The 13,170-nt window shown below is 72.9% G+C and carries 13 protein-coding genes; 5 read left to right on the forward strand and 8 right to left on the reverse strand.

From position 1 onward, the window contains the following. Positions 1-111: 111 nt before the first annotated feature. Positions 112-612 carry a VOC family protein gene (locus tag FRAEUI1C_RS06290; RefSeq protein WP_013422450.1) on the reverse strand — a complete coding sequence of 167 codons (501 nt, stop codon included), beginning with the start codon at positions 610-612 and terminating at the stop codon, positions 112-114. Between the two features lie 247 nt (positions 613-859). On the opposite strand from FRAEUI1C_RS06290, the gene FRAEUI1C_RS06295 reads away from it, so the two are divergent. The 3 genes from FRAEUI1C_RS06295 to FRAEUI1C_RS38930 all read left to right on the forward strand — a co-directional run bounded on the left by FRAEUI1C_RS06295 (position 860) and on the right by FRAEUI1C_RS38930 (position 3,461). Next, positions 860-1,318: a hypothetical protein gene (locus tag FRAEUI1C_RS06295; protein ID WP_013422451.1), complete on the forward strand. Its 459-nt coding sequence runs from the start codon at positions 860-862 to the stop codon at positions 1,316-1,318. Between the two features lie 65 nt (positions 1,319-1,383). Further along, positions 1,384-2,181, forward strand: coding sequence for a L,D-transpeptidase (locus FRAEUI1C_RS06300; protein ID WP_013422452.1), 798 nt, complete (start codon positions 1,384-1,386; stop codon positions 2,179-2,181). A gap of 248 nt (positions 2,182-2,429) precedes the next feature. Then, complete coding sequence (locus tag FRAEUI1C_RS38930; protein ID WP_041258933.1) at positions 2,430-3,461, forward strand: CLIPPER-2 domain-containing protein; 1,032 nt, start codon at positions 2,430-2,432, stop codon at positions 3,459-3,461. A gap of 767 nt (positions 3,462-4,228) precedes the next feature. On the opposite strand, the gene FRAEUI1C_RS06310 is transcribed toward FRAEUI1C_RS38930, so the two are convergent. From FRAEUI1C_RS06310 to FRAEUI1C_RS06325, 4 genes are read right to left on the reverse strand one after another with little or no spacing between them, the layout of a single operon-like run. Next, complete coding sequence (locus FRAEUI1C_RS06310) at positions 4,229-5,128, reverse strand: enoyl-CoA hydratase (RefSeq protein ID WP_013422454.1); 900 nt, start codon at positions 5,126-5,128, stop codon at positions 4,229-4,231. Then, a complete protein-coding gene (locus FRAEUI1C_RS06315; protein WP_013422455.1) occupies positions 5,125-6,408 on the reverse strand; it encodes an acyl-CoA dehydrogenase family protein in 1,284 nt (427 codons plus the stop codon). The genes FRAEUI1C_RS06310 and FRAEUI1C_RS06315 overlap by 4 nt, the downstream gene beginning before the upstream one ends. 26 nt (positions 6,409-6,434) lie before the next feature. Further along, a complete protein-coding gene (locus FRAEUI1C_RS06320; RefSeq protein ID WP_013422456.1) occupies positions 6,435-7,622 on the reverse strand; it encodes an acyl-CoA dehydrogenase family protein in 1,188 nt (395 codons plus the stop codon). Continuing rightward, on the reverse strand, positions 7,622-8,413 hold the full coding sequence (locus FRAEUI1C_RS06325) for an enoyl-CoA hydratase family protein (RefSeq protein WP_013422457.1): 792 nt from the start codon (positions 8,411-8,413) through the stop codon (positions 7,622-7,624). Before FRAEUI1C_RS06325 ends, FRAEUI1C_RS06320 begins: the two co-directional genes overlap by 1 nt. A 470-nt stretch (positions 8,414-8,883) precedes the next feature. Between FRAEUI1C_RS06325 and FRAEUI1C_RS06335 the strand changes: the two genes are divergently transcribed. Next, on the forward strand, positions 8,884-9,627 hold the full coding sequence (locus FRAEUI1C_RS06335) for a hypothetical protein (RefSeq protein ID WP_013422458.1): 744 nt from the start codon (positions 8,884-8,886) through the stop codon (positions 9,625-9,627). Here the strand turns inward: FRAEUI1C_RS06335 and FRAEUI1C_RS35950 are convergent. Further along, the gene (locus FRAEUI1C_RS35950) at positions 9,602-10,234 is read right to left on the reverse strand and encodes a MerR family transcriptional regulator (protein ID WP_013422459.1); all 633 of its coding nucleotides are present in this window, start codon (positions 10,232-10,234) and stop codon (positions 9,602-9,604) included. The two genes, FRAEUI1C_RS06335 and FRAEUI1C_RS35950, sit on opposite strands and share 26 nt — an antisense overlap. Positions 10,235-10,429: 195 nt before the next feature. Beyond that, positions 10,430-10,627 (reverse strand): DUF4236 domain-containing protein, encoded by a 198-nt coding sequence (locus FRAEUI1C_RS37385; protein WP_013422460.1) that lies wholly within the window; start codon positions 10,625-10,627, stop codon positions 10,430-10,432. Between the two features lie 337 nt (positions 10,628-10,964). Between FRAEUI1C_RS37385 and FRAEUI1C_RS06345 the strand changes: the two genes are divergently transcribed. Next, on the forward strand, positions 10,965-12,512 hold the full coding sequence (locus FRAEUI1C_RS06345) for a carboxylesterase/lipase family protein (protein WP_013422461.1): 1,548 nt from the start codon (positions 10,965-10,967) through the stop codon (positions 12,510-12,512). Between the two features lie 56 nt (positions 12,513-12,568). On the opposite strand, the gene FRAEUI1C_RS06350 is transcribed toward FRAEUI1C_RS06345, so the two are convergent. After that, positions 12,569-13,015 (reverse strand): hypothetical protein, encoded by a 447-nt coding sequence (locus FRAEUI1C_RS06350; RefSeq protein ID WP_013422462.1) that lies wholly within the window; start codon positions 13,013-13,015, stop codon positions 12,569-12,571. Between the last annotated feature and the right edge of the window lie 155 nt (positions 13,016-13,170).

The raw sequence follows: 13,170 nt of genomic DNA on the forward strand, positions 1-13,170 counted from the left end.
CCGTTCGTCTGGCACGAACCGAAATCCTACCGTCGCTCTGAGGACGAGCGGTCCTGGCCAGCTTTGATGGGTGGCTGATTTCACGTCGACCCGGGTAACGGCCAGGCTGCTTCAGCGGTCCGGCCCCCATAGCTCCCGGACGGTCGCATACACCTTCTGGTTGTGGCTGAACTCGACGACGTTGCCATCCGGGTCGTGCACCGCGCAGATGTAGCCGACCGGGTCCGGCATGTCCCGGGGCTCCCACCACAGGCTGCCGTCCGCCCGGGCCCTCGCGGCGATCGCGTCGACGTCCGCGCGGTGCGGGACCTCGATGCCGAGGTGCGCGAACGGCTTCATGATGCCCTGCCGCGTGCCCCGCGCCGTGTTGAAGGCGGTCAGGACCAGGACGAACGGTGTCTCCCACTGGCCCGGGTTGGACAGCCAGGCGTTGCGGCCGTCGGCGTCCTCCCGGGTCGCGACGACGACCAGCGGTGTCATCGACGTGTAGAACGCGATCGAGGCGTCGAGATCCCCGGACGGCAGCGCGATGTGGGTCCAACGGGGCTGGCTGAGCGCGGAGTCGACTGGTCCCGGCGTAGCGGCGGGTGTCCGCGTCCTGTCGGTGGTCACCGGCGTCACTCCTTCTGCGCTGCTGGTGCCGTGGTCGCACCGGGTTCTCGGCTGTTCGTACCCGGTAGGCCCGCGCGGGCGCACCTCCGCGGGGTCGCCGTCCCAGGTCGCCGTCCCAGGGGGCCGGGGCGCCACACGCGACGTCCGCGACGCGATGGGACCTTGGGTGTCGCTAATGGTGTTCAGGTGATTACTAGGTGAGACTTGCTCTATCGGCTGGCGGACGCGGGCCTGGAGGAGTCGCGACATGGTGATGAGACCGAGACCGGCCACGCGGCGGCGCCCCGCGCGGGCCACGACCGCGGCCGCCGGGCTGGCCGTCGTGCTGACCGGTGGCCTGGCCGCCTGCTCCTCGGAAGGGTCCGCGCGCCCGGCCGCGGCGGCCGGCCCGTCGGTACCGGTCTCGGTGCCGAGCTACGACCCCGCGAAGGGCGCCCGTTCGGACGCCACGGCCGGCACCTGCGGCCCGGACAAGGACGGCGGCTGGTCGCTCGCGGGCACCGTGCGCAACACGGCGAAGAGCAAGCGGTCGTACTCGATCGTCGTCGACTTCGTGACCGACAAGGGCAGCACCGTCGTCGACACCCGGGTCGTCAAGGTGCCCGGCGTCGAGCCGGGTACGTCGGTTCCGTTCTCCGTCGCCGGCGCCGCCGGCCGCGGCAGGGACGCCCTGCGCTGCGTGCTGCGCGACGTCCAGTTCGGCTGACGGCCTCCCCGTCCGGTTCACCCCGCGCCGTGCTGACGCGCGGCTCGTAGGAGAAGGAGAACGTCGTGGGCGGGGTGGCGTGGGGTCGGTGGCTCGCGCGGCGGTGGGGGCGCCTGGTCGGCACGCTCGCGACGGTCGCGGGCCTGGTCACGGCGGTCGTCCTGGTCGTGGGCGCGGTAGGGGGCCACTCCGGTTCGACCCGGCCGACCCCGCCGGCGGCCACCGAACCGGCGAAGCCCCGGCTGCCACCGGGCGTCACGCTGATCGCGCAGCTGTCCCACGACATCCCGCGTTACGCCACGCCCGACGCGACGAAGGCGGCGGGCGTGGTGCCCGGGTCGTGGCTGGGTTCGCCCACGGCGTTGCCGGTGATCGATCTGCGGCCCGGCTGGCTGCGGGTCCGACTGGCGCAGCGCCCGAACTTCTCGACGGCGTGGATCCGGACGGCCGACGCGCGGCTGGTGAGCACCTCCTACCGGATCGTCGTCTCCGTCCGTGACCGGCACCTGCGCCTCTACCAGAACGACAAGCTCACGCTGGACGCCCCGGCCGGCGTCGGCACTCCGGATGACCCGACGCCGACCGGCGAGTTCTTCCTCGCGCTGTTCGCGCCTCCGCCCGGTCCCGGGTACGGCGACTTCATCCTCGTCACGTCCGCGCACTCCACGAAGATCACGGACTGGGCCCACTCCGGGGACGCGATCGTCGGCATCCACGGGCCACTCGGCGCCGACGAGGCCATCGGCACGACCGGCGCGGCGGTCTCGCACGGCTGTGTCCGGCTGCACCTGGCCGACCTGGCCCGGCTGCGCCAGGTCCCGGCCGGTACCCCCATCTCGGTCGTGGGCAGCCCGGTTCTCTGACGGTCCCGGTTCTCTGACGGTCCCGGTGCTCTGACGGCCCCCGGGCGTGCCGGGACCCTCGGCTTTCGACACGCCGAGTAGCGCAATGTAGTAATCTGATTACGCTAAGTGATTATGGTGGCCCTCGGCAGTGTCAACCGCATCCCGCCGCGCGACCCGGCGCTTGCTCCGTCGGCGTAACGGGGGCGGGGAATGCTCGAGGAGCTTATGTGCGCATCGCCGGGAGAACCGGGTCAAGAACCCGGTCAATGATCATTTCTGCGCGGGTCGCGGCGCCGGCCGCCCTCGCGCTGGGCACCGCCGCCGCGGCCGCGGCGGTCGTGCTCGGCCCGCAGACCGCCAGCGCCACCCAGTCGTCCACGCTCACGCTGACGTCGTCGTCGAGCCCGGGCCGGTTCACCGGCCCCGGCCAGACGCTCACGTACAGCTATGTCATCAACAACGGCGGGACGGCCACGCTCTACAACGTCGGCATCCAGGATCCGCAGAGCGGGCTGTCGCCCGTCGACTGCCCGAACTCCGTGCTCGACGCCGGAGCGTCGGAGACCTGCGAGGCGACCTACACGACCACCCAGGCCGACTTCGACCGAGGATTCGTCACGGACCTGGCGACCGCCAGCGGCGACCTGGCCTCCGAGGGCGGCACCCTCACCTCGGCGCCGGCCAGCCTCACCGTCCCCGACGACAAGGCGGCGCAGGCCCCGACCACTCCGAGCGACACGCCTGGCTTCGTCTCCGACCAGGCACCCGACGCCTCCCCGAGCCCCACATCAGGCTTTGTCTCCGACGCCGCCCCGGGCGCCGATTCCGGCTTCGTGTCCGACGCCGTCCCGAACAGCACGCCCGACGCGACTCCCGGCACCGCCTCCGACGCCGCGTCGGGCTTTGTGTCCGACGTGGCACCCGACGCGGTGACACCCGACGCGGTGACACCTGGGGCGGTGGCACCTGAGGCGGTGGCGCCCGGCGCGGTGGCGCCGGCCGGTTCCGCCGCAGACTCGGTCGGGGCTCCGCTGGCGCCGCGGCCCAACCTGACCGGCGCGGGCGGCGGCGTGACCATCCTGCCGCTGCCGTTCCCGCTGCCGATCGGCGGTATCGGAACTGACAAGGGCGGCGTGGGCACCGGTGTCGGCGGCGTCGGCGTGGCCGGCGTCGGTGTAGGCGGGGTGGGCGGCCCGGGTGGCGGTCTCGGTCCTGCTGGCGGTGGGGGCCCGGCTGGCGGCGCCGGCCCGGCCGGCACGAGCCCGATCGGTGGCGCCCCGGCACAGGTCACCGGCTGACCTGGCTCCACTCGCGAGCCCCAGGCTCGGCGCGTCCGCCCCGGCCGCGCCGAGCCTGCCGTCCGTGGGCCCAGCTCGGACGGTCACCGCCCTGTCCGGGCCGGCGTTGAGTCTGAATGGCGGCCCCGTCCGGGTCCGGACCGCGATCGTCTGGGCGGCGGATCAATCCTGAGCGGTTGGCCCCCCGTGGCTGCCATTTCCCATACCCAATCGGCGATCATCACGCCCTGCGGGCGCCGGGCGTCTTCATGATCGCCAGTTGAGTATGGAAATCGTCGGCCGATGCCCTATTTTTCGCATTTATCCATACGCAACTGGCGATCACCGCTGTCACTCGCCGCTGGATCGCCCGAAGATCGCCAGATGGGTATGCGAAGCGGCGCCCTGACTGCTCCGGGCCTTCGGCGGATTCCCTGCCCGCGCCGGAGCGTTCGCCGAGGGCGCCCCGCCGCCCGAGGCGGTGCGGCCGATCTTCGCGTTCCGCGGTGCGGCCGATCTTCGCGTTCCGCGGTGCGGCCGATCTTCGCGTTCCGCGGTGCGGCCGATCTTCGCGTTCCGCGGTGCGGTCGATCTTCGCGTTCCGCGGTGCGGTCGATCTTCGCGTTCCGCGGTGCGGTCGATCTTCGCGTTCCGCGGTGCGGTCGATCTTCGCGTTCCGCGGTGCGGTCGATCTTCGCGTTCCGCGGTGCGGTCGATCTTCGCGTTCCGCGGTGCGGCCGATCAGAGCACAGTGCTATGTGGCAGCCCGGCGGCTGGAAGGCGGCTGGTCAGTCGCTGGATTCGGCGGCGCGGCGGGCGTCACGCATCGAGCGGGCGTCCTGGCCGGCGAGGGGGTCGGTTCCGACCTCGGCGTTGTGGGCGTGCGCCAGGTGGTGCAGTCCGAAGACGGAGTCCATGCCGGCCTGGAGGCCCATCAGGTCTTCGGCCTGGTTCACCGCCTTCTTGGTGAGGGCGAGTCCAAGGCGGGGCATCGTCGCGATGCGCTCGGCGACCGCGGTCACCTCGGTGGCGAGGCCGTCGCGGGGGACCACCCGGTTGACCATGCCCAGCTCCAGTGCGCGGCGGGCGGCGACGCGTTCGCCGAGGAACAGGAACTCCTTCGCCGCTCTCGGCCCCATCACCCACGGATGCGCGAAGTACTCGACCCCCGGAATGCCCATCCGCACGACCGGGTCGGCGAAGAACGCGTCGTCGGAGGCGATGATCAGGTCGCAGACCCAGGCGAGCATCAGACCGCCGGCGATGCAGGCGCCGTGCACCTGGGCGATCATCGGCTTCGGCAGTTCCCGCCACCGCCGGCACATTCCCAGGTACACCTCCTGCTCGCGGGCGAACCGGCTCTCCGCGCCGGAGGCGCCGACGTGGTCCCACCACAGGCCCGCGCGCCGGGTGAACGACTGGTCGATGTCCCGCCCCGGGGTTCCGATGTCGTGGCCGGCGCTGAAGTGCCGGCCCGCGCCGGCCAGCACGATGACCTTCACCTCGGGATCGGCCGCGGCCCGGTAGAACGCGTCGTCCAGGGCGTAGGTCATCTTCGAGTTCTGGGCGTTACGGAACTCGGGCCGGTTCATCGTGACCCGCGCGACCGGCCCGGTCACCTCGTACAGCACCACCGGAGGCTCGGCATCGTCGGCCGTCGGCGCCGGCTGGGCGATCTGCTCGGTCATCGCGACGTTTCCCTTCCGAAAGGCGGCACCAGGTCTGTCGGGGCGGCATCTGGGGCCGCTGACCGCAGGCCGAGGCTTTTGGCCAGCTGGGCGCGGTGGAACACCGGGTCGCCGAAGGCGGGAATGAGCGCCCAGGCGCGCTTGGCGAACAGGTGCAGGTCGTATTCGGTGGTGTACGCGATCGCGCCGTGGCACTGGATCGCCACGCGGGCCGCGAGCCGGGCCGACTCCGCTGCCAACACCTTCGCGACGCTGATCGCGTCCCGCGCGGCGAGCGTCGCGTCCCGCGCGGCGAGCGTCGCGTCCCGCGCGGCGGTGTGGTCGTCGGGGGAGTGGGCCAGCTGCCACCCGGCGGCGAGGACCGCGGGGCGGGCGAACTCGGTCGCGAGGTGCGCCGAGGCGCACGCGTGCTTGACCGCCTGGAAGCTGCCGACCGGAACCCCGAACTGATGACGAGTCTTCACGTAGTCGACGGTGATCGTGAGCATTCGGGCGGCCAGTCCGACGAGAACCGCCGACGTGCCGACCGCCGCTCGCCACCAGGCCAGCCGGGCGGCGTCCGGGTCGTCCGTCAGGACCGCGCCCGCCAGCGGGTCCGGCGATGCGGTCAGTCGGGCCAGCGCGCGGGCGCCGTCGACCGTCCCGACCGGCGCGAGCTCCAGCTCGTCGGCGCGATAGATCCGCAGCCGGGCCGTGCCGTGCGGCAGCCCACCGAACGCGTCGGACGCCAGCGAGCCGGTCGACACGTTCGACGCCGACGCCGACGCCGACGCCGACGCCGACGACCCCGACGACCTCGCCGAACCCGACGACGTCGCGCCGGGCGGCGCGGGTACCGGCAGGATGATCAGGTCGGCCTGCTGGCCGTGCGGCACGACGATGTCGCCGGACGGCGTGCGGGTGGCGACCGCGACGAGCGCCCGGCCGGCGACGAGGTCGGGCAGCGCCGGATGACCGGCGGCGGCCAACAGCGGCGCGGCGAACGCGACCGTCTCGACGGCGGGCACGGGCAGGCCAGCGTGGCCGACGCGTTCCAGCAGCGGGACGACGTCCGAGATGGTCAGGCCCAGCCCATCGGCTCCGTCCGGGACCAGCGCGCCGGCCAGACCGATGTCGGCGAGGGTCGCCCAGACCTTGCGCACCTGCTCCACGCCGCCCGCCGCCGCGCCGGAGCTGGCCGGCCAGGCGCCGCGGATGAGGGCCGTGGTCGCCTCGGCGTCGAGCACCGGAATGACCGCCCCCACGAGGGCAGCAGCCTCCGGGTCGAGTTCGAAGTCCATACCGGCTCCCTTCCGCGGTTTCCGGGTCAGACCCTGGGCAGGCCGAGGAGGCGTTCGGCGACGACGTTCCGCTGGATCTCGTTGGTGCCGGCGTAGATCGGGCCCGACAGCGAGAACAGGAAGCCCTTGCTCCACGGGCCGTCCAACTCGGCACCCGCACCCAGCAGATCGAGCGCGGTCTCGTGGATGCGGACGTCCAGCTCCGACCAGAAGAGCTTGTTCAGGCTCGACGCCGCTCCGGGCTGTCGGCCGTTGAGCAGGCCGCTGACCTGGTGCAGCGTGAAGAGCTGGTAGGCCTGTGCGTCGATGTGGGCCTGTACGACACGGTCGCGAACCGCCGCCGGCAGCCCGCCGGGAGTGGCGCGGGCGAGCTCGACCAAGCGGTTCGCGGTGGCCAGGAACCGGCCCGGCGGGCGCAGCGTCAGGCCGCGTTCGGAGCCGGTCGTCGCCATCGCGACCTGCCAGCCCCTGCCCACGCCACCGAGGACGTTCTCGGTGGGGACGAAGACGTCGTCGAGGAAGACCTCGGCGAAGCCCTCGTCACCATCCAGGCGCTCGAAGCCGCGGACCGTCACCCCCGGCGCGTCCAGCGGCACCAGGAAGTACGTGAGCCCGTGATGCCTGCCTCCGGCCCGGCCTGTGCGTGGCCCGGCTTCCGGCTCCGAAGCCGGTGCAGCGGGCGTGCCAGTCCGGAACAGACCGAACAGGTGGGTGCAGAACGCGCCCCGGGTCGTCCAGGTCTTCTGGCCGGAAAGACGCCAGCCACCGCCTTCGACGTCTTCGACCCCGGTGGAACGCAGACCGGCGAGATCGCTGCCCGCGCCCGGCTCGGACCAGCCCTGCGCCCAGGTGTCCAGGCCGGCGGCCATCCGGGGGAGGATCCGGTCCTGCTGCTCGGGAGTGCCGAACTCGAAGACGGTCGGGGCGAGCAGGAAGATCCCGTTCTGGGTGACCCGCTGCGGGGCGCCGGCCCGGGCGTACTCCTCCTCGAAGACCAGCCACTGCCAGAGGCTCGCGTCCCGGCCCCCATAGCGCTCCGGCCAGGAGACGACCGCCCAGCGAGCCTCGAAGAGCCGCCGTTCCCAGTCGAGATGGGCGGCGAAGCCCGTTCGGGTGTCGCCGGACGGTAACGGCGTCGCCGGCACGTTCGCCGTCAGCCACGCCCTGGCCTCGGCGCGGAACGCCTCATCCTCGTCCGACCAGGTCAGGTCCATCAGCCGTCGCCCTGATCGGCCTTCTGATCGGTCCCGTCCGGGGCCGGCTCGGCCTTCGGCGTGGAACCGAAGCCGGAGCGGACCTCGTCGGCGATGCCGGCCAGGTTGAGCTCGAAGGTGAAGCCCTGCTCGAAGCGGTAGCTGCGTTTGACGTCCCACGGGTCGATCCCGTTGAACGCCTCCTTGGCCATCCGGATCACCCGCGGGTCCTTCGCGGCGATCTCGCCGGCGACGGCTCGGGCCGCGTCCCGCAGCTTGGCGCGCGGGACGACGGTGTGCACCGAGCCGAACGCGTGCAGCTCGGCGGCGGTCGCCGTGGCCGAGGTGTACATCATCGCCCTGGCCTTCAGCTGCGGGACCAGCCGCGACAGGTGGGTCGCGGCGCCGAGCGCGCCCCGGTCGACCTCGGGTAGGCCGAAGGTGGCGTCGTCGCTGGCGACGATCACGTCGGCGTTGCCGACCAGCCCGATCCCGCCGCCCAGGCAGAAGCCGTGCACCGCGGCGACGACCGGGACCGCACAGTCGTAGACCGCGGCGAAGGCGGCGAAGCAGCCACGGTTAGCGCCGATGAGCGCCTGATGGCCCTTGTCGCGCTGGATCTCCTTGATGTCGACGCCCGCGTTGAATCCGCGTCCTTCAGCCCGCAGGACGACGACCCGGACGGCCGGGTTCGCGCCCGCGGCCCGCAGCTCGTCCGCGAGGGCGTACCAGCCGGCCACCGGGAGCGCGTTCACCGGCGGGTAGTCGACGACGATCTCGGCGATCCCGCCGTCCACCACCGTAGTGATCATCCAACCTCCAGGATCGAGCCGCGAGCACTCTAACAAGCGCTTGGTTGGCAAACCAGCGTTGCCGGGCCGGGCGCTCCGCGGCCGTCGCCCGCCCGGCTCGCGCCTGGGCCCGCCCGGCTCGCGACCCCGCCGACCGGGCCCGCGCCTCCGCCCGGCCCGGCCCGACCCGCGCCGCCCCCCGGCGCCCGCCGCCCGCGCGCCGGAAGGCGTCGGAGGCGTCCGAGGCGTCCGAGGCGTCGGAGGAGTCGGCGACGCTCGCCCGGCGCGGTCGTTGGATGTGGCGGAAATGGTCGCCGAATGTTCGGTTTCGAGGTTGGAATGCCCTCGACCGCACAACCTCCGGTACATGTCGGAAATGCGACTGGACGGGTGCCGACACGCCCTGTCGTTGGATTGACGGCGCGAACCGGTGTCATTGGCGTGGGTCGTTCGCACAATTGCTCTACTGACGTTGTGGGAAGGATCTGGCGATGGCTGCGCAGCGACGAGCTACTTCTCGGCCCGGCCGCGCGCGTGCCGCCTCCGGAGGCGCCGGCGCCGACGGACCGGGATCGCGCGGGACCGGCACGGCCCGGGCCGTGCTTGGCGGCCTCGTGGCCGGCGCGCTGATGGTCGCGCCCGTCGCGCTCCTGACGGCCAGCCCCGCCGAGGCGGCCGGGATGAGCCACCCGCTTTTCGACCATCCGCTCGACATTCACATCAACATCGGCCCTTCGGCGGCCCCGCAGCCGCCGGCGGACCTCGGCGGCATCTTCGGTGAGGTCACCCGGGGAATCGGCGGGCTGCTCGCCAGCGGCGGCGTGCCGACCCCGGCGCCCAACCATCCGGCCGGCCGCACCGGGTCCGGCTCGGGTTCCCGCGGCGGCTCGGGTTCCGGTCAGGGCGGGACGACGGCGACCCATCCAGCCGCGCCCGCGACCCCGGACCCGACCGTGGACGCCGGCCTGGGCGACCCGGCGGCCATCCCGCCGACCGCCGAGCCCTCCGAATCCGCGGCTCCCAGCAGCGAGGCGACGCCGGCGGGGGCCACGCCCGGGCCGACCGCCACCCCGGCCGGCCCCGCTCACCCGGCGGTCGTCCACGGCCAGTTGATCTCGTCATCCGATGGCGCCTCGATCGCCGCCCTCGACACCCTCGCCATCGTCCTGGCCGGTGTCGGTCTCGTCGGACCGCCGGCCGCCGCCGTGCTCAGGGGCCGCCGCGCCGCCCGGTAGCCGGATCGCGACCGGACGGCCCTGAGCGCGGCCGGGCGTCCTCGCGGGTGACGAACCGGAGAATGGCCTCGCGGTCGGGGGCCGCGCGTGGATGCGTCAGCGAGAACGGCGACCGGCGCGCGGTCTGGCCGGGCTGGGCGGCGAGTGGCGAGCCGGGCAGGGGGAGTATCCCGTCGAGGACGAGCTGGCCGGGCCGGCGGTCGCCCTCCCAGGCGCCGTCCGGGTGCCGAATGAACAGCTCACCCGCCACCACGGCGAGCCTGGCTGACCCCGCGGGCCCGTCGGACGGCCCGAACCCGCCGGACAGCGGTTCGAAGACCGGTTCGTCGCCGTGGCCGGCCGGCCAGCTCGCCCGCAGCCGGTCCGCCGCGGTCCGGATGCGGGCCAGGCTGATGCCGGCGCGCCGCAGCGCCGCGATGGTCCGTGCCTGGGCCAGGTCGTTGACGCCGGGGCGTAACAGGCCCGATCGCCGCCAGTAGGCGATCTGGCGTTCGGTGGTGAGCCCGGACCGCGCGTGCACCGTTCGGCCCGCGCCGGCCGGCGGAAGGCCGTCGTCGGCTCCCGCGGCCCGCGTTCCGGCGGCAGGTAGCGGCGACCCGCCCGTCATGCCAGCAATGTACGCCCGAGTCCGTGGCGGTCGCGGCCATCAGCGGCGTCGCGGGCCGGTCCGTACGGGGCCTATCGGAAATGGCGTTGCCCCGCCGGAACTCGGCCGGCGGGGCAACGCTCCGGACGGAGCCGGGACGCCGGCCGGACGTTCGACCGTCCCAGGCGCGGGTCCCGCGGATGGCCGTGCGGCCTGCTACCGGCGCGAGCTTCCCTCACGTCGGTACGAGAACGGGCCGGGAAGGTCGACGCTGGACAGGCCGCCGTGGCCGCGTTTGGACCAGACCCGCCAGGAGACACGACCGAGCTTGAGCGTGACAGAGGAGATCCCGTGCTCACCTATGTTCATGTGAAACGGGCCGATCTTGGGGCGACGGGTATAGCGCAGGCCCATGTCAGTGCTCCAGGACTGTCAGTGAGGTGTTCCAGGGAACACGCGCCGGACTTTGGCGGCGATGATCGACAATTTCCCCGTTTTCGTCGCATCAACCCTTTTGGCCTCGACAGGTGCCCGACCGCCGGGCGTCGCCCGGGGCCCCGGCCGACCTGGGTTCCCGACGCGATCGCCCGAGCGACCTGCCCCGCGTCCGCCGGGGCGACGGCGACTGGTGACCTGGCTCGGAACCCCGAAGCGGCCCAGCGGTAAATGGTTCGCGAGCGTCCCAGTTCCGCGTGATGATTCCGTCGTTCGCCGCGGCGACCGTGCACGGCGAACCTGGCGAGGGAGATTCATGACGACGACCGGCGCTCTGGGATCGGCGCCCGCGGGGTTGGGGCCGCAGGTCCGAGCGGTGGGCGGACGGCTGCGCGGCAGCCGGGAGTCGGGCGTGGCCGTCTTTCGCGGTATCCCGTTCGCCGCGCCGCCGGTCGGGGCGCTCCGGTTCGCCGCGCCGCGGCCGGCAGCGACCTGGGACGGCGTTCGGACGGCGGTGTCGTACGGCCCACCGGCGCCCCAGACCAGCGAGATCGGCGAGGTCCCGGCATCTCAGGGTGAGTCGGGCGACGACTGGCTTACGGTCAACGTCTGGTCGCCCGAGCCTGACCCCGCCGCGAAGCTCGCGGTTCTGGTGTGGATCTACGGCGGCGCCTACACGTTCGGCGTGGCCAGCCGGCCCGAGTTCGACGGCGGCCGCCTCGCCCGGGAGGGCGGCGTGGTCGTGGTGACGTTCAACTACCGCCTCGGCATCGAGGGATTCGCGCAGATCGCGGGAGCGCCCTCCAATCGGGGCCTGCTCGACCAGGTCGCCGCCCTGGAGTGGGTACGCGACAACATCACCGCCTTCGGCGGCGACCCGGACCGGGTCACGATCTTCGGCGAGTCGGCTGGCGGCGGTTCGGTCGCCGCCCTGCTGGCCATGCCACGGGCGGCGGGGCTGTTCCGCGCCGCCGTCGCGCAGAGCGTGCCGGGCACCTTCTTCTCGACGGACCTGGCCGCCGACATCGCCGCCGCCTGCGCCGACGAGCTCGGGCTGGCTCCCACGGTCGCCGACCTGGCCGCCGTGGACCCGGCTCTGCTGGCTCTCGCCGGAGACGCCGTCGCCGCCACGATCATGGAGCGGGCGCGACGCTGGGGCCAGCCGGCCCGCCGGTCGATCCTGTTCGCGCCCGTCGTCGACGGCGACGTCCTGCCGGCCACCCCGTGGCAGGCCCTCGCCGACGGCGCCAGCCGGGCCGTGCCCCTGCTCGTCGGCCACACCCGCGACGAGCAGCGCCTGTTCACCGCGATGTCCGGCCTGCTCGGCCAGGTCACGCCCGAACAGGCGGACGCGGCGCTACAGGACTTCGCGCCCGGTCCGGACGGCGCCAGCCGCTACCGGGACGCCTATCCGGAGGCGAGCCCCGACCAGCTCTACGAACTGGTCCACTCCGACTGGCTGTTCCGTATGCCCACCCTGCACCTCGCCGAGGCGCAGGCCGCGGCGGGTGGCCGGGCGCACCTCTACGAGTTGGCCTGGCCGGCCCCGGGCATGGGCGGCACGCTCGGCGCCTGCCATGGCCTCGACGTACCGCTCGTGTTCGGCAACCTCACCGGGAGCCAGCCGGCGATGCTGATCGGCGAGCCGACCACTCCAGAGGCGGAGGTGTTGTCCGCGCGCATGCGAACCGCCTGGACCAGTTTCGCCACGGAAGGCGACCCGGGCTGGCCGGCCTACGAGCCGGATAGGCGTCTCACGCAGGTCTTCGACACCCCCTCGGTCATCACCGCCTATCCGGAAGAGCGGTCCCGCCTGATCTGGCGGAACCATTCCTTCCCGGTCCTCGCCCTGCCCGGCGAATAGCGCGCGACATTCGCGGCAGGATTGGCACGCCCTGCGCGGCCGCCCGCGGGGGTCGCCTAGCTGAGTGTGACGGTCTCGCCGTCGCTGGCCAGATGCTCGACCCGGTCGAGGCCCGGAACGGCGGGTACGCCCGGGTCGGTGGGGGCATAACCCGAGGTCAGGACGGTCGTCGAGTTCAGGTTGACGACGACGTCGATCTTGTCGCCCCGCTGGCCGCCGCCCGTCGCCGGGATGTCGGCCTGGTGCTCGGTTCCGTCGCAGACGGCGGATTGCGGCGCGCCAAAACCACCGGAGAACCCGACCGCCGCCTCCAGGCTGATGGTGCCCGGTGTTCCGGCAGGACAGGCGTAGGAGACACCGATGAGCAAGGTTCCCCCGTTGACGGCCGCTCGATCGATTTTGACTCTTTTCGAGGGAGAAGAGGATCCGCCGCAGCCGGCAATGCCGACGGCCATGATTAGAGCGGCCACGAGGTGCGGTTTGTAGAACGCCATTCGGCGCATCGGCCAACCACCCGTCTCTAGTGCGGTCTTCTTGGCTCGCCCGGCATCCGTGACGATTTCTCTTGCGGGCTACCGTAATGCCGATATTTCGGGATTTACCCTATCCGTGCGTGGCCCTCGGACCGGGCCATCGCGGCGACCTACCGCGGCGCGAA

Source organism: Pseudofrankia inefficax (genome assembly GCF_000166135.1).
In the GTDB taxonomy this organism is placed as follows: Bacteria; Actinomycetota; Actinomycetes; order Frankiales; family Frankiaceae; genus Pseudofrankia; species Pseudofrankia inefficax.